Origin of the sequence: Ilumatobacter sp. (assembly GCF_046290335.1) — a bacterium.
Lineage (GTDB): Bacteria > Actinomycetota > Acidimicrobiia > Acidimicrobiales > Ilumatobacteraceae > Ilumatobacter_A.
The window spans coordinates 256558-279121 of the sequence record NZ_JBKAGH010000003.1; the positions used below are offsets into that span (position 1 = coordinate 256558).

The following is a 22564-nucleotide window of genomic DNA, read 5'->3' on the forward strand; positions in this document are numbered from 1 at the left end:
GTCGCATGTCGGCGCCCCTCCGGCGCGTCTGGACACCTGGTCGGTCAGAGGATCGCGATGCGGAGGAGGTTGGCGAGTTCGACCACGAAGCGGATGGGTGCGGTGCCCTCGACGAGTGGCTGGTCGTCGACGACGGCGATCGAGTCGCCGGCGTCGGGCGAGTAGACGACCGCCACGTCGAGTTGCTGGTGGTGGAGCACTTCGCTGGCGAGGCCGTCGGGGTTGCGTTCGGCGTGCAGGTGGCCTTGGCGTGACGTCCACACGAAGCCGTGCGAGCGCTTGGCGCCCGCGAGCTGTTCGGCGACGGAGCGGGTGCACGGGTAGTGGAGTGCGTCGGCGCCGGTGAGTTGGCCTCGATGGATGCGGAGCGCGCCGAGGGCGTCGTCGCGCAGGTCGAGGAGGCGGACGTCGTCGGTGAGCCGCAGCCGGTAGAGGAAGAACGCGCCGAGCTGCGCTGCGTAGATGCGCGGGTTGGGTCCGGCTGCTTCGTGGAGCGCGGACTCGAGGAGCGACGCGGATCGTTGCGCGGCGAGGTAGCAGTGGCCTCGGCCGTGGAGCGGCGAGAAGCGCCCGTTGCCGACTTCGGGCGGTGCGAACGGTGTGCTGCCGTGTTCGGTGCGTGCTACCCGATACCACTCGGTGCCGGCCGGGAGGGTGTGGGTGTGCAGGGTTCGTTTGTCGATGCGCCCCGGACGCACGATCGGGCAGTCGTCGCGTCCGCAGGGCGCGTCAGGCATCGAACAGGCGCTCGGCGGCGCGCAGCGCGTCGTCGACGCGGTCGGCGCGTCGGACGAGGTCGATCGGGCGGGCATCGATCCACGGGTTGATCGCCGTGAACCACTGCCATTGGGCCCAGCCGCTCATCCCGCCGGCGGTGAGCCGCTCGACGACGCGGGCGGACCGGTCGTCGACGTCGAACACCTCGTCGAGTTGGAACGTGGGGATGAGCGTGGCGTTGCCGTGATCGACGACGAACAGGCGGCCGCGGCCGCGCTGGCGTTTGACCCATTGGCGGGCGGCGAGGACGGTGGAGTCACGGCCGCGGGCGAGCCCGTCGTAGTCGACCGACGGCTCGGTGGTGGCGAGGTGATCGCGTGCGAGGCGGACGAGGCGCGCCTGTTCGATGGCCGCGGCGTCGAGTCGTGGTGGAGCAACGGGAAGGTCGTCGGTGATCGCTGCGAGCGCGCTCATGTCACAAGTGTACCTCGATCATCAATGTGGTACGCGCATGACGGTACGTGCCGGTCGTCAGGTCGGGAGGGCGAGGCCGACCAGGGGCGGTCGCAGCGGGTGCGACTCGCCGTGTGGGTTCTTCAACGTGAAGTGACCGCCCCCGAGGGGCTCGATACTCCAGTGCTGCTCGTGGAGCAGGTGGTGGTGGAACCAGCAGAGCAAGACGAGGTTGTCGGGCTTGGTGGTACCGCCATCGAGCCAGTGGATGGCGTGATGCGCGTCGCAGGAGCCGGCGGGGATGCCGCAGCCTTGCCACCGACAGCCGTGGTCTCGGACGATGAGCGTGTCGAACAGCGTGTCGGGGACCACCCGCCGGCGACGGCCGTAGTCGATGACCGTGCCGAGCGGGTTGGTGATGTAGCGGTGGATGTGGCAGTCGCAGGCCATGCGCCGGATCGTCTCGGCGCCGACGACGGTGGCGTCGAGGTCGGTGTCGAGCACGCCGCCCTTGGTGCCCTCGAGCAGGTCGTCGTAGGCGATCGTGGCGATGACCTTGGGCTTGCGACGCTTCTTGCCGGGCTCGGGGGTGAGGTTGGCGATCGTGATGCGGGCCATCTCGGTGAGTGCGTCGGCGCGGCGTTGCGCGGCGGTGCGAGTTTCGCCGTCGGCGGGCTGCGACAGCGCCCGGATCGCCTCGCGCACCAGGGCGAGGCTTTCGGGGTCGAGGGTGCCGTCGAGGCGGCCCATGCCGTCCATGAGCCCGGAGAGGTGGAGCGCGCGGGCGTCGAAGCGCTCCTGGGCGGTGCGCTCTTCGCGGTCGGGGTCGGCGTGCATCCGCCACGTGTCGAGCACCAGCTTGAAATCGCGGTGGGGTAGCGAGGTGGCCCAGCCGCACAGCATCGCTTCGTCGCGGGCGAACGTGTCGGCGAGGTCGGCGCACCAGGCATCGCACAGCAGGCGAAGGTTCGATTCGGCGAGGCCGCCGCCAGCGAACGCGGATTTGACGATCGGCATGTGCTGGATGCGATCGGCGAGCAGGATGGTGCCCGTGCAGTGGCCGATCCCCTCACCCGTGGTGACCGCGAGCCAGGAGGTGGGCGACCGGTAGCCCAGTTGGTAGAACTCGCCGCGGGTGACGACGGCGTGCACTTCGTCGAGCTGCTCGGCGCGCTGGCGACGCATCGCCCGAGTGGCAGCCGTGACCGCGGGCGTCGGGTCGGCCAGCCGCTCCAACTCCTCCACGCCCTCGGCGATCATTCGGGCCTCCATGCGAACAAGTGTACGACAAGGGTGTATCAGAGTTGCCCGAACGCGAGCGCCCAGCGATGTCGGGCGGCGGTGCCGGCTGCCGCGCGCCCGGCCCCGATGTGCCACGGCGGTGACCGAACTACGGTGAGGGCAGTGGCGAACGGCAGCGAGACGATCAAGAACCATGCGGCCTTCATCTGGTCGGTGGCCGACTTGTTGCGGGGTGACTACAAGCAGTCGGAGTACGGCAAGGTGATCCTGCCGCTCACCGTCCTGCGACGCTTCGACTGCGTCCTCGACCCCGTGAAGGCGGAGATGCTCGCCAAGCACGAGAGCCTGAAGGGCCGGGTCGAGAACTTCGCGCCACTGCTCGATGCGCTCACCGACGTCGACGGCTTGTGGAACACGAGCCGATTCGACATTCCGAAGCTGCTCGACGACCCCGACAACATCCGTGACAACCTGCTCGCCTACGTCGCCGGTTTCTCCGACGAGGCCCGCGAGATCCTCGAGCGGTTCGATTTCGCCACCCAGATCACCCGGCTCCACAAGTCGGGGTTGCTCTACTTGGTGCTCGGCAAGTTCGCCGAGATCGACCTGCACCCCGACCGGGTCTCCAACCTGGAGATGGGTTATCTCTACGAGGAACTGATCCGCCGCTTCTCCGAGCTCAGCAACGAGACGGCGGGTGAGCACTTCACGCCGCGTGAGGTGATCGGGCTGATGGTGAACCTGCTGTTCATCGAAGACGACGACATCCTCTCCAAGCCGGGGGCGAAGGCCACGCTGTACGACCCGGCGTGCGGCACCGGCGGCATGTTGAGCGTGGCGGAAGACTTCGTCCGCCAGCACAACCCGCAGGCCACCCTCACCGTCTACGGCCAGGAACTGAACTCGGAGTCGTACGCCATCTGCCGCTCCGACATGATGCTGAAGGGGCAGTCGGCGAACAACATCAAGGTCGGCAACTCGCTCAAGACGTACAGCCCCGACGATCCCGGCGACCAGGGCGACCAGCACCCGACCGAGCGGTTCGACTACCTGCTCGCCAACCCACCATTCGGTGTGGAGTGGAAGAAGGTGGCCGACTCGGTGAAGGCCGAGCACGAGACCCAGGGCTTCGCCGGCCGGTTCGGTGCGGGCCTGCCGAGGATCAACGACGGCAGCTTCCTGTTCCTCCAGCACATGATCTCGAAGATGCGAGCCCCCGAACAGGGCGGCTCACGGCTGGCGATCGTGTTCAACGGCTCGCCGCTGTTCACCGGCGCCGCTGGGTCGGGCGAGAGTGAGATCCGCCGCTGGATCATCGAGAACGACTGGCTCGAGGCCGTGGTCGCCCTGCCCGACCAGCTGTTCTACAACACCGGCATCTCCACCTACTTCTGGATCGTCACCAACCGCAAGAGCCCGGCCCGCAGGGGCAAGGTGCAACTCATCGACGCCCGCAAGAGTTTCACCAAGATGCGCAAGAGCCTCGGCGAGAAGCGCAAGCAGGTGGCCGACGACCAGATCGCCGAGATCGTCCGCCTCTACGGCAACTTCGATCAGCAGAACGTCGACCCCGAGACCGGTGAGCCCGACGCCCGGGTCAGGATCTTCCCCAACGAGTCGTTCGGCCTCCTCCGCATCACCGTCGAACGCCCCCTTCGTCTCCGCTACGAGATCACCGACGAGACCGCGGACGCGCTGCGAGCCGACAAGAAGCTCGCCAAGCTCACCGACGACCAGCGCGACGCACTCGCCGAACGCGCCAGCGGACGCGTCGGCACGGCGTTCGCCACCGAAGCCGATGCCCGCGCCGAAGCGAAGCGCTGGATGGCCGACCTCGACATCTCGGGCAAGCCGATCGAGGCCGCCATCGTCGACGCCCTGTCGGTCCGCGATCCCGACGCCGCCCCGATCCTCGACAAGCACGGCAACCCCGAACCCGACGCCGACCTGCGCGACAACGAGAACGTCCCGCTCCCGCCCGACCCGGTCCGCTACGAACCCGACCCCACCGGACGCCTCGCCACCGACACCTACACCAACGCCGTCGAGCAGTACGTCGAGGCCGAGGTCCACCCCTACGTCGGTGACGCCTGGGTCGACCACACCAAGACCAAGATCGGCTACGAGATCCCCCTCACCAGACACTTCTACGTCTACACACCCCCAAGGCCGCTCGAAGAGATCGACGCCGAGATCAAGCAGCTGGAAGCCGAAATCCAGGAGCTCCTCGCCGAGGTGACGGAGTGATCGAGGCGTGACAATCATCGCTCGGCGCGGCCAGAATGTCGGGATGGCGACACGTCTGCAGTTCGACATCGACGCGATCGATGCCGTGTGCCGGCGCCGCCATGTTCGACGTCTCGCCGTGTTCGGCTCGGCCGTCACGGGCGAGTTCGATCCGGGTCGCAGCGACGCCGACTTCCTGGTCGAATTCGACGAGACATCCACGACGCTTCTGGAGGACTACTTCGGGCTCAAGGAGGACCTGGAACTCCTCCTCGGTGCCCCAGTCGACCTGGTGGCCCCGAGGGCTCTCGACAACCCGTACTTCGCCAGATCGGTGGAGACGAGCCTTCGCGAGCTCTATGCGGCGGCCTGAGATCGCCGCACACCTGTGGGAGGCGGCTGAGTCGGCGCGGCCGATCCGCGAGTACGTCGCCGGGCAGACGTTGGACGACTTCCGCAGCGACGTCGGCCTGCGTGATCGTGTCGAACGCCGGTTCATTCGCGTCGGAGAGGCGCTCAGTCAGGCCGCGAAGCTCGATCCGAACCTCGACGAGGTGCTTCCCGAGCTCCCGAGAATCGTCGCTTTCCGCAACGTGCTGATCCATGGCTACGCAACCATCAACGACGAGGTCGTGTGGCAGGTTGCCAACGATCAACTCGACAGCATGATCTCGCAACTCGATCAGCGACTCGCCGCCGACGGCACACACGAGGGACTGGAGTCCGAGCAGTGAATCAGCCGGACCCGGTCTCGCAGCAGGGGTGTGTGATGGCGCGTGCGCCACAGAGGTTCGCTGACGCCGAGGTCCACCCCGACGTCGGTGACGCCTGGGTCGACCACACCAGGACCAAGATCGGCGACGAGATCCCCCTCACGAGACACTTCTACGTCTACGCACCGCCAAGGTCGCTCGAGGAGATCGACGCCGAGATCAAACAACTCGAGGCCGAGGTCCAAGCGCTGCTCGCCGAGGTGACGGAGTGAAGATCGACGTACCGCTACCGGCGGTGCAGCACTGGGACAGGATGCCCGCTCGTCGGCTCTTTGCCCGCGTAAGGCGCGATCCTCGAGCGGACGACGAGATCGTCACCGCGTTTCGAGATGGGCAGGTGACAAGGAGGTCGAATCGCCGAACCGAAGGGTTCACGAACGCTGTTCAGGAGATCGGCTACCAAGGTGTGCGAGCGGGAGATCTCGTCATCCACAGCATGGATGGCTTTGCGGGTGCCATTGGAGTGAGTGACAGCGACGGCAAGGCTTCGCCCGTCGTTCACTGCTATCAGCCTGAACTCGGAACAGAGCCCCGGTTCTATGCCTACCTGTTGCGAGACCTTTCCGAGCGAGGCTTCATCACCTCATTGGCCAAGGGCATCCGCGAGCGGTCCACCGCCTTCGACGTGGAGACCTTTCGAAGCCTCGTTCTCCCTGCCCCACCCCTGGCCGAGCAGCGGGCGATCGCCGACTACCTGGACGCCGAGACCGCCCGCATCGACGCCCTGATCACCAAGAAGCAACAACTCATCCACCTCCTCGAAAGGCGTCGATGGAGGACGTTCGATGAATTGGCGGAAGCCGATACACCCGACCGGGTGCCATTGCGACGGGTGCTGACATTCCTCACCGATGGTCCTTTCGGCAGCGCGTTCAGTTCGGGTGACTACGTGCATGAAGGGCTGGGAGTGATCCGCCTTGGAAACATCGGCTTCGCCGAGTTCAGACAAGAGTCCATGGTCCACCTTCCACCGGAGCGTCGGTTCGACTTCGCAAGGTACCGGGTGCGACCCGGTGACTTGCTGGTCGCAGCGCTCGGTGACGAGCGGAATCATCCAGGGCGAGCCTGCGTTGCGCCCGATCTTGGACCGGCGATCGTGAAGGGCAAGTGCTTTTGCGGGCGGATCGATTCTGGGGTCGCTGACGCGGAGTACGTGGCGCTGGCGTGCTCGTCTAGCAGGGTGCTGAAAAACCCGGATTGGTGCTCGCGTTCTGTGTCTGGATGGAAAAGAATGGGGTCATGCGTGGAACGCCTGATCGTCAGCTTGCTCTGTTGTCGTCGTTGAGCACCGAGGACCTGATCCCGGCCGAGCACCCGATCCGGAGGATCCGTGTGGTGGTCGACACCGTGCTTGCCTCGATGGACACTTCGTTCGAGGCGATGTATGCGACGTCGGGACGTCCGTCGGTGCCGCCGGAGCAGTTGTTGAAGGCGTCGGTGTTGATGGCGATGTACTCGATGCGTTCCGAGCGGGCGTTCTGCGAACGCCTCAACTACGACATGTTGTTCAAGTGGTTCCTCGACCTCCCGATCGATGCAGCTTCGTTCGACGCTTCGACGTTCTCCAAGAACCGCCAACGCCTCCTCGACGCTGACATCGCCGACGAGTTCTTCGCCGCCGTGGTCCGCCAGGCGAAGCTGCGCCGGTACATGTCGTCGGATCATTTCTCCGTCGACGGCACCTTGTTGCAGGCGTGGGCGTCGCACAAGTCGTTCAAGCCCAAAGACGACTCGGGCAGCGACAACAACGAGGGCCCAAAGGGCCGCAACTCCGAGGTGCAGTGGCACGGCCAGAAACGCTCGAACGACACGCACGCGTCGACGACCGATCCGGACGCACGCTTGTATCGCAAGTCGAACAACACCGCCGCCCAGCTCTGCTACGCCGGTCACCTCTTGATCGAGCACCGCTCGGCGTTGATCGCCGATGCCGAGGTGACAGCGGCGACCGGGTTCGCAGAACGTGACTGCGCGATCGACATGTTGAAACGACTGCCGAAGAGTGGTCGGCGAAGAACGGTGGCGGGCGACAAGAACTACGACACGAAGAACTTCGTGAAAGACGTTCGCGCCGCCGGGTTCACGCCGCACGTCGCGCAGAACAACACCAACCGAAGATCGGCGATCGACGCCAGAACGACCCGCCACGCCGGCTACACCGTGTCGCAGCGGATCCGAAAGCGGGTGGAGGAACCGTTCGGCTGGATCAAGACAGTCGGCCAGGGCCGCAAGGTCCGCTACATCGGCAACGACCGGAACCGGGCCTGGTTCAAGATGGAAGCCGCCGTCTACAACCTGATCCGGATCACGGCCCTCGACGCCGCAACCGGATGAAGATCACCTCGGCAAGGTCGCCACCGGCCGCCTCCGGAGTCGGGGATCAGTGAGCGATCACCCGAAACCGACAACGGAGATCCCCGAAAACTGACATCGAAGACCAAGCCAGCGCAATGACAACGAGGCGGGCCGCCCTCGATCCGGGCGTCCCGCCCTCAGACCCCGAATTTCAGCACCCTGCTAAGGGCGCAGCTGAACGGTTTCGTCTCAGTGCTCAGGGGTCGACCCGTCAGATGATCAACCTCGAGATATTCAAGTCGCTTCGCATCCCCCTTCCGCCGGTCGATCGGCAGCAGCAGATCGTGGATGAAGTGCATGCCGCCTGGCGCACGCTTGACGCCGCGAGCGCAGCACTGTCAAGTCAGATTGATCTCCTCGTCGAACACCGCCAGGCGCTCATCACGGCTGCAGTGACTGGCGAGTTCGCGGTGCCGGGGGCGGCGTGATTGTGCAGCCGTACGTCATCACGATCCTCGTCACGGCGGGTGATCCCGACGGGGTGCGGGTGGTCGAGAAGTCGAACTGGACGGGGCGGGGGATCGTGTTCGCCCGGTCGGATCTGCCGGTGGCGTCGGAGCAGGGGCTCGCCTCGCCGGGGGTGTACGTGCTGCTCGGCGACGATCCGGACGGCGACTTCGACACGCAGGTGTACGTCGGCCAGGCCGAGGACGTCAACGCTCGGCTGAAACAGCACGTGCAGGACGATGCGAAGGACTGGTGGCGGACGACGATCGTGTTCCAGTCGGGCAACCAGTCGCTCAACCGGGCGCACATCTCGTTCCTGGAGTCGGAGCTGGTCCGCCTCGCCAAGGAGGCCCGACGGTCGAAGGTCGCCAACGGCAACCAGCCCGGCACCCCGCACATGGCAGCCGCCGACCATGCGGTCGCCAGCGGCTTCCTCGCCGAGATGCGAGCGATCTTCCCGGTGCTCGGCGTCGACGCCTTCGACGTGGCCGTTGCCCAGCCACCAGATGTTGCTCGGCGCTACTTCTTGACGGGACCGGACGCTTCGGGCGAGGGAGAGGAGCGGTCCGACGGCTTCTTCGTGTTCGCCGGTGCGAAGGCCCGACTCGAGGAGGTGCAGTCGATCGGCGACACCTACGCCCGGCTGCGGCGGCGGCTGATCGAGACCGGCGACCTGGTCGCGGACGGCTCGAGCTATCGCCTCACGAACGACACATTGTTCGCCTCACCGTCAGCGGCGGCCGCCGTGCTGCTGGGCCGAACCGCGAACGGCCGCATCGAATGGCTCGACGCAGAAGGCGTCAGCCTCAAGCAACGCCAACTCGCCGCCACCGGCCAACTCTGACGCGCCCAGCAAGCATTGAGCGATGTCACACACGGCTCGCCGGAGCAGTGCTCACCGTCACGGCTGCAGAATCACGAGCTCCACGGGAGCGGTTGAGCCCGATCGCTCGGCGTCGCCTTTCGTGATGTTCAGGCCGCCTTCGCACCCTTCCTCGACGACCTGGACGGTGAAGGCAGTGCCGGGTTCCGGAACCTCGAGTGACTCGAACCGGGCGTCGAGCGGTGTCCCGAGGCAATCGTCCGGGAGGAGCTTCGCCACCGCGGCCGATGACTGGACGGTGACCGTCGCCGGGAGGAACAGAGTGCGTCCCGACTCCTCGGCTGAGTCCGAAGTGCCACCGCCATTGTCGTCAGGATCATCGTCGGACACGCCGGACAGATAGGCGGTACCACCGACGAAGGCCAGCAAGGCACCGAGGACCAGAAAGCGCCGAGCGCCGCGGAACAGGCCCCGCTTCTCCGCGATCCACGCCTCGGAGATGACCAGCGTCCGATGGAAGTCGTAGACCTTCTGCTCTGCGTCGATTCCGGCGACCATTACCTGCGCAGTTGTGAGCGACGACTCGTGTTCGAACAGGATCCGCTCAGCGACGGCCAGGTTGCCGAGCACCTGCCTTCGGCTCTCCATCCTCGCAGCGAGCAGGGCGCTGATGTGGTGGCCTGATTCAGCCGCCCGCCCCGGCGTCGTCTCCCTCGGCTCGACATCGAGCAACTCCTTGATTTGCTCGTCAAGATCCGCCAGCTGCCCGCGGAGTCCGTCAACTCGTGACTTCGTGGCGTCATGTCGGGCCATTTCCTGCGCCAGCTGCCGCTCGGTGCTGAGGCGCTTCTCCTGAAGCGAAGCCAGCTTCGCGATCAGGTCGTTGACCGAATCGAGGCCCGGCCCGAGATGTGCCGACCGCTCGGTGCCGCTCAGGATCGACCGCAGATGCTCGAGGGAGCGCCGCTTGCCGGGAAACAATTGTCTCTGCGAGTCGAGGTGGCGGAAGGACAGGACGAGCTCGCCGAGGCTCGCGTCCTCGGGCTCGGTCACGCGACTCGATGCGTACACCACGAGTGCTACTCCGGCTGCGACGGCGGCGATCCCGCCCAGCACCCAGATGTCCCGCTCCGCGAACGGGTTGCGGTCGATGAGGAACGGCCCCGAACCGAACACGACGAGCGCCACACCGGCAACGGCGCCGACCATCCACTTGATGGTCGCACGGAAGGACTCGTCGGCACGCCGCACCTGTGCACGGATGATCTCGTTGGCGGCCGAGACGTCGTCCCCGCCCCGCTCCGGTTTCCCGGGCACTTCGCCGCCGGACCCCTTCTCGTCGCCGTCTTTGCCGTCGTCACCGGCAAGCAGACCGAACAGCTTCTTCAACTCTTCGATGCTCTTCGTCAGCGCTTCCGCCTTCGACGCTGTCGTCGATTCCTCGGCCACGCCGCCCCCATTCCCCAATGGTCTGCCTCTCGGGCGAACACTACATCGTCGTGCGCAGCCCCAACGGCGGCCTGCCTGCTCAGCAGCCGGTGGCGGCTTGGAGGGTGCGGCAGGCGGCGGCGAGCTTGGGCGCCGAGAGGGTGGTGACTCGTCGGCGCAACGAGTCGCGGCGGATCGTGTGCACGTTGTCGAAGTTGACGACGCACTCGGTGGGGACGCCGTCGGCTGGTGTGAGCGGCAGCTCCGACACCAGGCCGCGTACCGTTCGTGACAGTGCTGCGACCACCACCGACCCGATGCGGTCGGCGACCGGGTCGCGGGTGAGCACCAGCACCGGGCGGTCACCGCCAGGGGTCGAAGCGAACCAGACGTCACCGTGCCGGACGGGAGGCATCAGGCCCAATCCTCCCACTCCTCGGCCGGCCCCCAGTCGGCGATCGCAGCCAACGCCGACTCGCCGTCGTCGAGTGGCGCCTCCACCCACGTACGCGCCTCGCGCTCCGATGCCAGCCGGTTCAGGTGCAGGCGAACCGCCTCGCGCAGCAACGCCGACCGGTCGACGCCGAGCTCGTCTGCCCAACCCTGGATCGCTGTTGCGTCCTCGTCCTCCACCCGGAAGCTCAGCATTGTCATACAATAATTGTACACTGTCATACACCGGCACGTCACGCGGCGCCTGCCTCTGCGTGGCGGCGGTGATGGCAGGGCGCGCATCGCAACTGCAACTCGTCGACGACCGTGTGGTGGGTGATCGCGAAGTCGGGCACGTGATCGAACTCGAGCAACGTGGCCGCCCCGCAGTCGACGCACGCTCGATCCCGCTCCTTCACCACCCGCTTCTGTCGCACGCTCGGATGCCGCCGCCTCGCGCTCGCGTTGATCGGGCGACCCGCCGCGTCGTGGACCAGCGCACGCACGAACGCCTCCGGCGCCACCCGGATGACCGACGACAACGGAAGCGGCGTCCCGTCGTCGAGCGCAGCGCCGTCGCCACGTACGTGCAACACCACCTCCGTCACGAGCCGTCGCACGCTCTCGTCACCCTCGATCAGTGCGGCCAGGGCGTCAGCGTGCTGCTGCGCGACCGTCGGCCACTCGTCGAACGTCAGCACCTCCGGCTGATTGGACATCACCCACGACGTCAACCGGGCGATCAACGCTGCGGCGACCAGCGGCTCCAGCCGCGCCGTGAACGCGACCATCCCGTCGGGTTCGACCCGCCATCCGACGCCACGCTGGAGAAACTGATGCCGCTCCAGCGCCGCACCGTCATCGCCCCGGTGCCGCCATGCTGCAATCGCTCGGGGCAATTGCCCTGCGGGCACCGTCTTGGCGAGCGCGATCAACGACATCTCGGTCTCCGGCGTCGCCACACGACTCAACGTGCGCACCTTGCTGTACGACAACTCGTCTCGCTCGAACGCGTCGGCGATCTCCGGCAACCGCCGCAACGCCTTGCCCACCCGGATCCACTCTCGGGCCGTCCCCACTTCGATGTCAGCGACGTCGGCGATCCAGTGCGCCGCACTGGCCGCTCCCGATGCGCCCCATTCACCGGACGTCGCGAAGTCGGCCGCCAACCCGACCACCGCTCGTTGGCTCGTCGACCACGTGGTCAGTGCCTCGTTCAGATGCCGCGTCAGCGGACGCTCGGTGTGGGTGAAGATCGAAACCGTGGCAGCCATACGCAGCCCTCCCGTCGTGTTCGACAGCGGTGGTCAACAGATTGAGGGGGACCGCCCGGTCACCGAGGGGCAAGGTCGAGCTCGCTTCGGGCCATCGTACGGATCCCATGTGACGGGGTTCGCCAACAGCCGCACCGTCGAGCGTTTCGGCACCTCGCTGCCACCATGCGCGATACTCGGCCTGTGGGCAGCCCGAGTGAGCACGCGTTCGAGGCGGCGATCTGTGCGTCGCTCACCAATGCCGGCGGCTACGACGCCGTCAAGGTCGGCAACGCGGCGGATCGCGTCAGCGACGACTTCTCCGCCGAGCTCGCGCTCGACACCGCCGAGCTCTTCAAGTTCATCGGGAGTACGCAGGGCGAGGAATGGGAGAAGGTGCGGCGCTCGCACTCGACCCCGGAGGAGGCTCAGCGCGCGTTCGCGCAGCGACTGTCGAAGGAGATCGCGGCCCGCGGCACCACGGACGTGCTCCGTCACGGGGTCGTCTACGCCGGCAACGAAAAGGCCGAATTCAAGCTGATGTATCGGCTGCCCGAGTCGGGCCTCAACGAGCGCCACGTCGCCGACTACGCGAAGAACCGCCTCACCGTCACGCGGCAGTTGCCCTACGACCCGGCATCGACCAAGACCCTCGATCTCGGGCTCTTCGTCAACGGGATTCCCGTGGCGACCGCCGAGATCAAGAACCATCTCACCGGACAGACCGCGCACGACGCGATCAGCCAGTACCGCAAGCAACGCGACCCTCGCAACGCGCTCCTCGGCCGCGCGATCGTGCACTTCGCGGTCGACACCGAACAGGTCTACATGACCACCCGCCTGTCCGGTGTCACCACCCAATTCCTGCCGTTCAACCGCGGCAACGGCGACCGGGCTGGCAACCCGATCGGCGACGGCGGCTACCGCACCGGCTACCTGTGGGAAGACGTCTGGTCGCGAGACTCGTGGCTCGACCTGCTCGCACGCTTCGTGTTCGTGCGCGGCACCGGTGCCGATCGTGCGGTGTACTTCCCCCGCTATCACCAGCGCGACGCCGTGCTCAGCCTCGTCGGACACGCCCGCGAGCACCGCGCCGGGCACTCCTACCTCGTGCAGCACTCGGCCGGATCGGGCAAGTCGAACACCATCGCCTGGCTCGCTCACCGGCTCTCGTCGCTGCATGCCGCCGACGACACCAAGGTGTTCGACAAGGTCGTCGTCATCACCGACCGGCTCGTGCTCGACCGGCAACTGCAGGAGACGATCTACCAGTTCGAACACACCCACGGCGTCGTCGAGAAGATCGACCGAGACTCCAAGCAGCTCGCGGAGGCGCTCTCCGGGGAGCGGGCGCGCATCGTCATCACCACCATCCAGAAGTTCCCGCACGTGATGCGCCACGTCGACTCGTTGACGACGCGCACGTACGCGGTCATCGTCGACGAAGCACACTCGTCGCAGACCGGTGACGCCGCCAAGGGCATGAAGAAGGTGCTCGGCAGCGGCCCCGCAGGCGCAGCAGGCTCCGACGCCGCCGAACTCGCGCGCGCCGAAGCCACGGAAGCCGGTGTCGTCGACGAAGTACCCGATCCGGTGCAAGACCTGCTCGCCATCGAGGTCGACGCCCGCGGACGCCAGGCGAACATGTCGTTCTTCGCGTTCACCGCCACCCCGAAAGGCCGCACCCTCGAGTTGTTCGGTCAGCGCAACCCTGACACGAACAAGTTCGAGCCGTTCCACCTCTACTCGATGCGTCAAGCGGTCGAGGAGGGATTCATCCACGACGTCCTCGCGAACTACGTCACCTACGACACCTACTTCAAGATCGACAAGGCGATCACCGACGATCCCGAACTCGACCAGTCGCGCGCCAGCGCGGCGATCGCACGCTTCGTCTCGCTCCACGAACACAACCTCGCTCAGCGCGCCGACGTGATCGTCAACCACTTCCGCCAGCACGTCGCAGCGAAGGTCGGCGGCAAGGCCAAGGCGATGGTCGTCACCGCGTCGCGCCTGCACGCCCTGCGCTACAAACGCGCGCTCGACAAGTACTGCCGCGACCACGGCATCGGCGACGTCAACGTGCTCGTCGCGTTCTCCGGAGAACTCGACGACGACGGCGAGCAGTGGACGGAATCGAAGGTCAACGGCTTCCCCGACTCCGAGACCCCGGAACGATTCGACACCGACGACTGGCAGATCCTCGTCGTCGCCGAGAAGTACCAGACCGGATTCGACCAGCCGAAGCTCTACGCCATGTACGTCGACAAGACGCTCACCGGCCTCGCCGCGGTGCAGACCCTGTCGCGACTCAACCGGACGCACAAGGACAAGACCGGCACGTTCGTGCTCGACTTCCGCAACAGCCACGAGCAGATCCAAGAAGCGTTCGAGCCGTACTTCGTGCGCACTCACGCCCCGCCGACCGACCCGCACCTGCTGTACGACACACACGCCGAGCTGGGCCCCTTCGACGTGTTGCGCGCCGACGAAGTGGAGACCATGGTCGGTTTCCTCCTCGCCGATCCGGAGAAGCATCACGAACGCATCCTGATGATGATGGGCCCCGCCGTCGACCGGTTCCAGGCGCTCGACGAAGCACGCCAAGACGAGTTCCGGGACGTGCTCACCCGTTTCACCCGGATCTACAGCTTCCTGTCGCAGGTGGTGTCGTTCACCGACGTCAAGCTCGAACGCGACTACCTGTTCTGTCGCCGACTGTCGCAGATGGTTCGCACCGAGTCGGTCTCGAGCGTCGACCTCGGCGACGCGGTCGAACTCACGCACCTTCGCATGGAAAAGCAATGGGAAGGTGATGCCTCACTCGACGATGCCGACGGCGAGGTCGTCACGATCTACGGCGGGAGCGGACGCATCCAACTCGTCGACGAGGTGCCGCTGTCGGAAGTGATCCGCAAGATCAACGAGCGGCACGGAAGCAACATCTCCGACACGGATCGTCTCCTCGTCGACCAGGTCGCCGACGACATCGTCGGTGACGAGCAGGTCCAGGTGCAGGCGCTCGCCAACGACGAGGAATCGTTCGGCGTCGGCTTCGACAAGACGTGGATGGGCGCGCTGACCGGCCGGCTCTCGACCAACGAGAAGTTCGCCTTCGAGTTGCTCGACAACGACGAACTGCGCTCTGCCCTCGTCGAGGAGTACCGGCCCGACATCTACAAGCGGGCCCGCGTCGCACGGCAGCGAACGTGCCCGGTCGCCGATCTGATTCGCCCCGACGGTGAGAGCCGGTTCCTCGAGTACAAGTCGACACTCCGCTGGGACGTCAAGCTCGGCCAGAAGTCGCAGGTGATGGAAGACGCCGTCGTCAAGACGATCGCCGGGTTCGCCAACTCGAAGTACGGCGGCACCCTGCTCGTCGGAGTCTCAGACGACGGGAGCATCCATGGACTCGAAGACGACTATGCCACCTTCTCGAATGCCACCTTCTCGAAGCGAGGCGAGCGTGGCGACCGCGACCTGTGGGGTCAACACCTCAAGAACCTGCTCGACCGATTGGGCGCCGCGGCGGCCAGCCTCGTCGACTGGGAGTTCTTCACCCTCGATGGTCGCGACGTCTGCCGGATCTCGGTCGACCCGTCGGCACACCCGGTCTACGAGACCAAGGCCGGCGAGCGCGTCTTCTGGTGGCGCACCCCGGTCGGCACCGACCCCGTGACGGACCCGGTCGACCTCGACCACCTCATCGCTCGGCGGTGGGGGTGACCGAGGCGGTACTCGTTTCGGTCCAGACGTAGTCGATCTGGTTGGCGGTGCGTTCGGCGAGGTCTCGCCCGGCGAACCGTTCGACGAGGTGCAACGCCATGGCGATACCGGAGCTGAGCGCACCGCCGGTCACGACCGGGCCGTCGTCGACCCACCGGACACCGCGGCGTGCGCCGTCGCCCCCGGCGCGTTCGGCCAGCGGCTCGATGTCTTCCCAATGGGTGGTCCAGGCGCGTCCCGCCAGCGCCCCGGCCTCGTGCAGGAGGAACGTGCCCGTGCACACGCTCGTCGTCGTGGTGTCGGCGCGCTGGGCGACCGTTCGGATCGCGGCGAGCAAGTCGGTGTCGGCAAGTGGTCCGGCCAGGTCGACGGCGCCGGGCACGACGACGATGTCGGTGTTCGCCAACACCTCGGCCGACGCGGTGGGGATCAGCCCGAGGCCGCCGTACGCGGTGACGGGTCGGCCGTCGAGGGTCACGGTGTCGATGTCGAACGGCGCGTCGGCGCCGTCGCGTCGAGCGAGCCGGTTGGCGGTGAGGAACACCTCATAGGGCCCACCCGAGTCGAGCAGGTCGACGTCGTCGAACAGCAAGATGGAGACGTGTCGGCGGGTCATCGTGCGATCCGATCCGACGGGCGCGCGGCGCGAGCCGTCCGCCAGGCGTGCCACGCTCCGGTCGAGAACAACGCCCAGATCACCAGGACCGGCTGGAAGAACAGTCGGCCGAAACGCTTCGCGTCGGTGTCGAGACCGAACGCGTCGGTCCCCTCACGCCACTGCGCGATGTTGCCGGGGAAGATCACGACGAAGAACGCGGCGACCACCATCCCGACGACGACCCGATGGCGCGGCAGGCCGATCAGCGCAGCACCCAGTGCGATCTCGACGACCCCCGAGCCGAGCACGACGAGGTCGTCGTCGAGCGGGAACCAGTCGGGCACCTGCGCCTGGAACTCGTCGCGCTGGACGGTGAGGTGGCCGGTGCCGGCGGCGACGAGCGCGCCGCCGAGCAGCCATCGCAACAACGTGCGGACCGTGGAGTCGGGAGGAGCGGTCATCGACCCATCTTGTCGCGTCCCGCGTCAGCTGTGCACCGCACCAACACCTGGGGTCTGACCCTGGCTGTTGAACACGTGGGGTCAGACCCCAGGTGTTGACGTACGGTGGTGGCATGGGTGCGCCGGACGGCTTCTCGTGGACTCGACGCAAGAACGGCGAGGTCGTGATCGACCATCGCGGCCGGCGGGCAGCGGTGTTGCGGGGCGGACGGCGGAAGATTTCGTTGCCGACGTGAGCACGTGCGACGAGCAGGAGCTGATGGCGAGGATGACCGGCAACTACAAGCGCAGCAACGAACGCGCGAGTCGCAGTCACCCTCGCCACCGCGGACCGCCGCGCAGTCAGTCGATCCGGAACGTCGTGACCTCGATCCGATCGTCGTAGTCGATCGTCCCGCTGTAGGTCTCGCGCTGGCCGTCGACGAGCAGGCTGAGCGTCCACCTCGCTGGCGGAGTCGGGTTCGAGTTCTCGAAGTTCACGATCTCGACGCGGTACTCGCCGGCGGGAGCGTTGTCGGTCCAGAAGATGTTCTCGGGGATGCCGCCACCGTCCTGGTTGTCGTGGTCGAGCACGCCACCCGATGCGGACGTCTTGTCCTGGTAGTAGATCTCCTCGCCGCTCGGATCGGTGACGTGGAGATCGAGATCGACACCGACCTCGGGCCAGTTCAGCGTGACCTGCACGCTGCCGGTACCGAGTGCCGGCGTCACGGTCGGCACGCACTCGGTGCGACCGATCTGCCAGTCGGCGTCGGGGTTCGGGAACGGCACCCGGGCTTCCTCGACGAACTCGTGACGGTCACCGGGTCGGATGACGAGTTGACCGTACGGCCGGTGGGCCGAGCCGACCAGCGGCACGTACAACGGATCGGCACCCCAGTTGATTTCGCTCGGGAACCACACCTCCTCCAGTTGGTAGGTGCCGGCCGGGAGCCAGAAGTCGACGGTTCCTCCCGAACCGGGCTGGACGCCGCGAGCCGGACGGGCCTCGACGGTCAACGGCCGCTCGGCGCCGCCGTACCAGCTCATCTGTGATTCGTAGGACGGGTCGTCCAACTGCCAGCTGGCGATGCACACGCCGTACGACGTGGTCGTGTACGGATACTTCGGCGGGTCGTAGCCGAACAAGCTCGACGGGAAGTCACGCCAGCCGTAGCTGGTCGCCTCGTTCGTCACGCTGATGTACCCGCCGCGCTCCCGTTCGAGTCGTTCACGGTCCGCGCCGTTCGCGTTGTCGTGGAACCAGTAGGTGTCCGGCGAGAAGTGCATCACGTTGCCGCGAACCACGTTGGCCTCGGTGTCGACGGTGCCGGTCACCTGCTGCCAGCGCTGCGTCCCTGCGTCGAAGTAGGCGAGACCACCCACGGCAGCCGGGTCGACGCCCGAGGCGAGTGGGATCTCGATCTCCACCGGCGTCTCGAACGACTGCCCGGTCGGACCGAACTCGTAGACCGTGTCCGCGATGGAGACATCGGGCGGCAGGTTCGAGGTGTCGATCGCGCCCAGATCGTCCACGACGTCGACGCTGAACGCGACCGTCCCGGGCGCACCGCTCTCCGCCGTCGGGATCGCACCGGCCGGGACCATCAGTCGTACACCGTCGGTGGTGAGCAACTCGCCGTCGTTCGCCGAGTCGAGCACCACGGTCTCGCCGCGCTCGATGGACCCGACCGCGGTCTGTCCGCCCGATGCGGCCGGGTCCGTGTCGTCGGAGCCGCCGGTGAACACCACGACGCCGGCGACCACCAGCGCAGCAGCGCCGACGATGGCGCCGCCGATCAACAACGGCCTGCGGTTGGCCGACCGTACGGGCGGCGCGGTGGCGGGTGGCGCGGTGGCGGGTGGCGCGGTGGCGGGTGGCGCGGCGCTGGGTGGCGCGGCGCTGGGTGGCGCGGCGCTGGGCGGCGCGGCGGCGGGTGGCGCCAGAGCGGTCGCCGGCGTTGCGACGGCTGCTACCGGTGGTGCCCCGGGTGCGGTGCCGAGCGGGTCGACACCGGCCTGGCCGCCGTCGGCGATGTGTTCGGTCCAGTGGGTACCGGACCAGTACCGATGGGCATGGCGTCCGAGCGGGTCGGCATACCAGCCTCTTTCCGACGTGGTTTCCATGATCCTCCTCCTGACAGTCCTACTGACGAGTGGAACCTCTTCATCGTCTCGCCACACGCCGTCGCGCCGTAGGGCACTTGGTCACTCGCTCCCTCGATGCCGGTGTGACATCGGTGACGACCCGCCTGCTGCCGGGTCGTCAGGGGACGTCGACGCCGGGCGGTGGGCTGGGTGGCGAGCCGGGCGATGGGGCGGGTGGTGATTCGGGTGGTGATTCGGGCGGTGAGCTGGCGGTCGTCTCGGCTGGCCGTTCGCGCTCGATCGTGATGCCGTGCGCTTCGATCGCATCGAGAAACGCCCGCAACTCGTCGAGGTCGCGGGTCAGACCGAGGGTCGCGTACACCGGCAGTCGGCGTCGGCGCCCTCGACGGACGAGCAGCAGGACGTCGCTGAACTGCAGCTCCTCCTCGACGCTCAGTTCGGATGCGCTGTCGTTCACGATGTCGCGCATGCCGTCGACGAGATCGAACAGTCCGTACGAGATCGACGACCCGATGGCGGCCGATTCGATCTCGTGCCACGGCACGATCGTGCGCCGCCACCGGTTGCGAACTCGGATCCCGTCGGGCAGTGCGATGACGGAGACCGTCGCCCCGCGCCACACCACCGTCGCGAGGAGCACGGCGATGATCGCGATCGAGGTCCGCGGTGGCAGCTCCACGTCCATCGACTCGACGAGTGCCGAGCCGCCCAACGCAACGGCGACGATCGGGACGGAGTACCCGATGAGTCCGATCGACACATGCCGCCATCGAGCGGTCCGGCACGCCCCGCGAACCTGCGGCTGACCAGCGAGCCGCGACGTGTACGTCCTCATGTGGATCACCTTCCTGTGTTCGCGGCGGCAGTCGCGGCGGTCGCGACGAATGCCTCGAATGCCTCGAATGCGTTGTGGTTGGTCTGTTTGATGCCGTCGCCCGTCGTCACCCAGACGACGATGGTGACGACCACGGCGAGGCCGACGACGAGGATCACCGTGGAGATGACCCCGAGGATCATGCCGACCTGCACCGTCGTCCGGTTGGAGTAGCGCATCGTCGTAGCGTCGATCTCGCGCAACGTCGACCGTCCGAGTGCCCACGCCACCGGTCCGAGCACCGGCATGATCGTGACACCGAGGATGCCGGTGACGAGGATCGGCATCGCGCGGGGATGGCGAATCGGCACCGACTCGGTCGGCGTGGTGGGCGTCTCGCTCATGCCAGCAGCTCCTTCCTCGACCTCTCCTTCCAGTGCAGTACCACGACGGTCTGCTCGCCAGGGTCGGAGGTCCCGCGCGCGGGACGCGTTCGTCACCAGCGTCGGCGGTCAGGTCCATTGGACTCTGGTGGTGCTGAGCGAAGGCTCCTACGTTCGACGGAGGAGGTCGACGGGGATCGACGGGGATCCGCGCCATGGCACCGCGCCGGGGCGGGTCGACCGCAACCGAGAGGAGCGAGCGATGGCCAACCCACCGTCACACGTCGGGCCGCCGGCGGCGTGGTACGACGACCCGGACGACCCCACGAGTTACCGATACTGGAACGGCACCTCGTGGACCGCGCATCGATCCCCGAGAACCCTCGACGCATCGGCGGTGGAGGCCGCGTCGGTCGCGTCGTCGATGCCGGTGGGCGACCCCGGTTCGGCGGTGGCCGTTCCGGTCGCGCGTTCGGCGAGCCCCGGTTGGTCGCCGGCTCGGCTGCTCGCGGCCTTCGGCGGCGGCGCGGTCGTGGTCGGATCGTTCGGGCCGTGGGCGGTGGTGTCGTCTTCGTATCTGACCGTCGACATCAGCGGCACCGAAGGCGATGGCATGTACACGCTCATCGGTGGCGCCGTCGTCGTGCTCGCGGCGTACGCCCGCCGGTATCTCCTCGGCATCGTCGTCGGGTTCCTGACCGCGTGGGCTCTGCTCGTCGACCTGTTCGAGGTCGCCGACCTCGCAGGGGACGACGGGCTCGCCACGACGTCGATCGGCTGGGGACTCGCGCTCGCCGCGGCGGGTGCCGTCGTCGCAGTCGTTGCCTCGGTCGTCGAGCGGCGACGTGAACGGGCGCACGCGGCCGCAGAGGTGTCCGCGACGTGACCATCGGCCCTGCCAGCAGGTGGTCGAGCTTGAGACGATGGGTGTGACAAGACCATCGGCGAAAGGGTGACGATCATTGACGTTTGTCGTCAATGCGGATCCGCTCTCGGTTCTGGCGAGCGCTTCTGCGGGGAGTGCGGAACGGCGGTCGCCGGCAACGAGCCTGCCTCCAGCGGTGAGCCCGCCGAGCCGCCGCCAGCTGTCTCCGTTCCCGCCGAGCCGCCTCCTCCCGTCGGTCCGCCACTGTCACCGACCGCCGCACCGTCCGGCGCAGGGGCGGGGTCGTCGAGCCAACGCACGGCGATCTACGTCGGCGGCGGCGTCGCAGCGGCCCTGTTGGTCGCAGCTGGCCTGTGGTTCTTCGGTCGCTCCGACAGCGGCGACTCCGTGGCCACGGACCCGAACCCCACCACGATCGTCGTCGAGCCGACCGTGCCCTCCACGGAGGCGACCGACACTGCCCTGCCAACGACGGCGGTGCCCGAAACCGCAGTTCCCGAAACCGCAGTTCCCGAAACGACGGCGCCACCAGCGACAGCGGCACCGGAAACGTCGCCACCGACCACGACGGCGCCGACGACCCCGCCCACCACGGCGCCGGCCGTGGACGTCCCGGCGGGATGGCGGCCGGGGGAGATGATCCCCCAGTCGCAGATCCCGCCGTTCGAGTCGAGCTGGAGCGGTGTTCCCTCACCGATGATCGACCCGGCGATGGGGCCTCCCGACGGCGTGTACTGGGTCGACTACGTCGCGCAGGACGGCGCATCGCTGACCCTGTTGCTCGGTCGCTTCGAGTCGTGTTCGGTCCTGAACGACGAGTTCGTCTGCGGCCCCGGCCCGTACGGCAGCAACGCGATCGGCAGAGTGGAACCCGGCGAGGGCGAGGTGACGCTGCCGCTCGACGCCACCGTCCGAGTGGTGATCGAAGGCTGGGCGTGCGAACCGGTCGTGCTGGAAGGCAACGGTGCCGACCTCGCAGCGATCTATTCGGCGTTCGAGGCCGACTACACCCGATCGTTCACGGCGGGCCTCGAGGCGGGCGCCGATCCGTACGACCTCATGGCTGCCGCACGCAACGATCCGACGACCGGTTTCTCACCGCCGCCGGCCGCGTGCGACGACGGCTTCTCGCTCGTGTGGCGAGCCGGAGACGGGCCACCGCTGTTGGTTCAGTACGTTGCCGACTTCGAAACCGGCGGGCCGGTCGATCCCGCGACGCTGATCATCCCGACGGCCGTCGACCTCGCTGGCGACCTCGCAACGGTGTACTTCTACGCCGGCTTCTTCTCCTGAACCCACGCGCCGGCCGGGCGCAGCGCAGGTGATGCGCGTGAGCCGATCGCGGCGGGCCCGTCGTGGCGGAAGCCGATTCGCAGGGTGCGGCAGTGGCTTTCGGCCCTGGAAACGACCCCCGTACAAGTGGTCCACTGGCCATATCGGGAACCTCATCCCGAGGTTC

General features: G+C 67.3%; 23 protein-coding genes and 1 pseudogene. 12 read left to right on the forward strand and 12 right to left on the reverse strand.

Annotation, left to right across the window (positions count from 1 at the left end; genetic code table 11):
* Window positions 1-44: 44 nt before the first annotated feature.
* The 3 genes from ACE37B_RS13760 to ACE37B_RS13770 are packed head-to-tail and all read right to left on the reverse strand — an operon-like array spanning window position 45 to window position 2442.
* Complete coding sequence (locus ACE37B_RS13760) at window positions 45-737, reverse strand: RES family NAD+ phosphorylase (protein ID WP_409923899.1); 693 nt, start codon at window positions 735-737, stop codon at window positions 45-47.
* Window positions 730-1191 (reverse strand): hypothetical protein, encoded by a 462-nt coding sequence (locus ACE37B_RS13765; protein ID WP_409923900.1) that lies wholly within the window; start codon window positions 1189-1191, stop codon window positions 730-732. Before ACE37B_RS13765 ends, ACE37B_RS13760 begins: the two co-directional genes overlap by 8 nt.
* Window positions 1192-1248: 57 nt before the next feature.
* Window positions 1249-2442 carry a DUF222 domain-containing protein gene (locus ACE37B_RS13770; RefSeq protein WP_409923901.1) on the reverse strand — a complete coding sequence of 398 codons (1194 nt, stop codon included), beginning with the start codon at window positions 2440-2442 and terminating at the stop codon, window positions 1249-1251.
* Between the two features lie 96 nt (window positions 2443-2538).
* Between ACE37B_RS13770 and ACE37B_RS13775 the strand changes: the two genes are divergently transcribed.
* The 8 genes and pseudogenes from ACE37B_RS13775 to ACE37B_RS13810 all read left to right on the forward strand — a co-directional run bounded on the left by ACE37B_RS13775 (window position 2539) and on the right by ACE37B_RS13810 (window position 9057).
* Window positions 2539-4659 carry an N-6 DNA methylase gene (locus ACE37B_RS13775; protein ID WP_409924339.1) on the forward strand — a complete coding sequence of 707 codons (2121 nt, stop codon included), beginning with the start codon at window positions 2539-2541 and terminating at the stop codon, window positions 4657-4659.
* A gap of 43 nt (window positions 4660-4702) precedes the next feature.
* Window positions 4703-5011 (forward strand): nucleotidyltransferase family protein, encoded by a 309-nt coding sequence (locus ACE37B_RS13780; RefSeq protein ID WP_409923902.1) that lies wholly within the window; start codon window positions 4703-4705, stop codon window positions 5009-5011.
* Window positions 4998-5372 carry a DUF86 domain-containing protein gene (locus ACE37B_RS13785; protein ID WP_409923903.1) on the forward strand — a complete coding sequence of 125 codons (375 nt, stop codon included), beginning with the start codon at window positions 4998-5000 and terminating at the stop codon, window positions 5370-5372. Before ACE37B_RS13780 ends, ACE37B_RS13785 begins: the two co-directional genes overlap by 14 nt.
* Before the next feature lie 68 nt (window positions 5373-5440).
* Window positions 5441-5623, forward strand: a pseudogene (locus tag ACE37B_RS13790) (hypothetical protein); the annotation flags it as partial.
* The gene (locus ACE37B_RS13795) at window positions 5620-6696 is read left to right on the forward strand and encodes a restriction endonuclease subunit S (RefSeq protein ID WP_409923904.1); all 1077 of its coding nucleotides are present in this window, start codon (window positions 5620-5622) and stop codon (window positions 6694-6696) included. The pseudogene ACE37B_RS13790 and the gene ACE37B_RS13795, both read left to right, overlap by 4 nt.
* Complete coding sequence (locus ACE37B_RS13800) at window positions 6651-7745, forward strand: IS5 family transposase (protein ID WP_409922866.1); 1095 nt, start codon at window positions 6651-6653, stop codon at window positions 7743-7745. The genes ACE37B_RS13795 and ACE37B_RS13800 overlap by 46 nt, the downstream gene beginning before the upstream one ends.
* Window positions 7746-7861: 116 nt before the next feature.
* Window positions 7862-8194, forward strand: coding sequence for a restriction endonuclease subunit S (locus tag ACE37B_RS13805; protein ID WP_409923905.1), 333 nt, complete (start codon window positions 7862-7864; stop codon window positions 8192-8194).
* Entirely contained in the window at window positions 8191-9057 is an 867-nt protein-coding gene (locus tag ACE37B_RS13810) for a GIY-YIG nuclease family protein (protein ID WP_409923906.1), read from the forward strand. The genes ACE37B_RS13805 and ACE37B_RS13810 overlap by 4 nt, the downstream gene beginning before the upstream one ends.
* A 57-nt stretch (window positions 9058-9114) precedes the next feature.
* Here ACE37B_RS13810 and ACE37B_RS13815 read toward each other — a convergent pair whose 3' ends face one another.
* The 4 genes from ACE37B_RS13815 to ACE37B_RS13830 form a co-directional block, all read right to left on the reverse strand.
* Window positions 9115-10485, reverse strand: coding sequence for a hypothetical protein (locus ACE37B_RS13815; RefSeq protein ID WP_409923907.1), 1371 nt, complete (start codon window positions 10483-10485; stop codon window positions 9115-9117).
* Between the two features lie 79 nt (window positions 10486-10564).
* Complete coding sequence (locus ACE37B_RS13820; protein ID WP_409923908.1) at window positions 10565-10879, reverse strand: type II toxin-antitoxin system PemK/MazF family toxin; 315 nt, start codon at window positions 10877-10879, stop codon at window positions 10565-10567.
* On the reverse strand, window positions 10879-11118 hold the full coding sequence (locus tag ACE37B_RS13825) for a ribbon-helix-helix protein, CopG family (RefSeq protein ID WP_409923909.1): 240 nt from the start codon (window positions 11116-11118) through the stop codon (window positions 10879-10881). The genes ACE37B_RS13820 and ACE37B_RS13825 overlap by 1 nt, the downstream gene beginning before the upstream one ends.
* A 32-nt stretch (window positions 11119-11150) precedes the next feature.
* The gene (locus ACE37B_RS13830) at window positions 11151-12170 is read right to left on the reverse strand and encodes a DUF222 domain-containing protein (protein WP_409923910.1); all 1020 of its coding nucleotides are present in this window, start codon (window positions 12168-12170) and stop codon (window positions 11151-11153) included.
* 183 nt (window positions 12171-12353) lie between these two features.
* On the opposite strand from ACE37B_RS13830, the gene ACE37B_RS13835 reads away from it, so the two are divergent.
* Window positions 12354-15875, forward strand: a complete 3522-nt coding sequence (locus ACE37B_RS13835; RefSeq protein ID WP_409923911.1) for a DEAD/DEAH box helicase family protein — start codon at window positions 12354-12356, stop codon at window positions 15873-15875.
* Here ACE37B_RS13835 and ACE37B_RS13840 read toward each other — a convergent pair.
* Window positions 15853-16491 (reverse strand): DJ-1/PfpI family protein, encoded by a 639-nt coding sequence (locus ACE37B_RS13840; RefSeq protein ID WP_409923912.1) that lies wholly within the window; start codon window positions 16489-16491, stop codon window positions 15853-15855. The two genes, ACE37B_RS13835 and ACE37B_RS13840, sit on opposite strands and share 23 nt — an antisense overlap.
* Window positions 16488-16934, reverse strand: coding sequence for a MauE/DoxX family redox-associated membrane protein (locus ACE37B_RS13845; RefSeq protein WP_409923913.1), 447 nt, complete (start codon window positions 16932-16934; stop codon window positions 16488-16490). Before ACE37B_RS13845 ends, ACE37B_RS13840 begins: the two co-directional genes overlap by 4 nt.
* 113 nt (window positions 16935-17047) lie before the next feature.
* On the opposite strand from ACE37B_RS13845, the gene ACE37B_RS13850 reads away from it, so the two are divergent.
* A complete protein-coding gene (locus tag ACE37B_RS13850; RefSeq protein WP_409923914.1) occupies window positions 17048-17170 on the forward strand; it encodes a hypothetical protein in 123 nt (40 codons plus the stop codon).
* Window positions 17171-17276: 106 nt separating this feature from the next.
* Here ACE37B_RS13850 and ACE37B_RS13855 read toward each other — a convergent pair whose 3' ends face one another.
* The 3 genes from ACE37B_RS13855 to ACE37B_RS13865 all read right to left on the reverse strand — a co-directional run bounded on the left by ACE37B_RS13855 (window position 17277) and on the right by ACE37B_RS13865 (window position 20240).
* Complete coding sequence (locus ACE37B_RS13855; protein WP_409923915.1) at window positions 17277-19040, reverse strand: DUF2510 domain-containing protein; 1764 nt, start codon at window positions 19038-19040, stop codon at window positions 17277-17279.
* A gap of 139 nt (window positions 19041-19179) precedes the next feature.
* Complete coding sequence (locus ACE37B_RS13860; protein WP_409923916.1) at window positions 19180-19857, reverse strand: hypothetical protein; 678 nt, start codon at window positions 19855-19857, stop codon at window positions 19180-19182.
* Window positions 19858-19862: 5 nt separating this feature from the next.
* Entirely contained in the window at window positions 19863-20240 is a 378-nt protein-coding gene (locus ACE37B_RS13865; protein ID WP_409923917.1) for a DUF4190 domain-containing protein, read from the reverse strand.
* Window positions 20241-20481: 241 nt separating this feature from the next.
* Between ACE37B_RS13865 and ACE37B_RS13870 the strand changes: the two genes are divergently transcribed.
* Both ACE37B_RS13870 and ACE37B_RS13875 read left to right on the forward strand, forming a co-directional pair.
* Window positions 20482-21105 carry a DUF2510 domain-containing protein gene (locus ACE37B_RS13870; protein WP_409923918.1) on the forward strand — a complete coding sequence of 208 codons (624 nt, stop codon included), beginning with the start codon at window positions 20482-20484 and terminating at the stop codon, window positions 21103-21105.
* 66 nt (window positions 21106-21171) lie between these two features.
* Window positions 21172-22398 (forward strand): hypothetical protein, encoded by a 1227-nt coding sequence (locus ACE37B_RS13875; protein WP_409923919.1) that lies wholly within the window; start codon window positions 21172-21174, stop codon window positions 22396-22398.
* Window positions 22399-22564 lie beyond the last annotated feature (166 nt).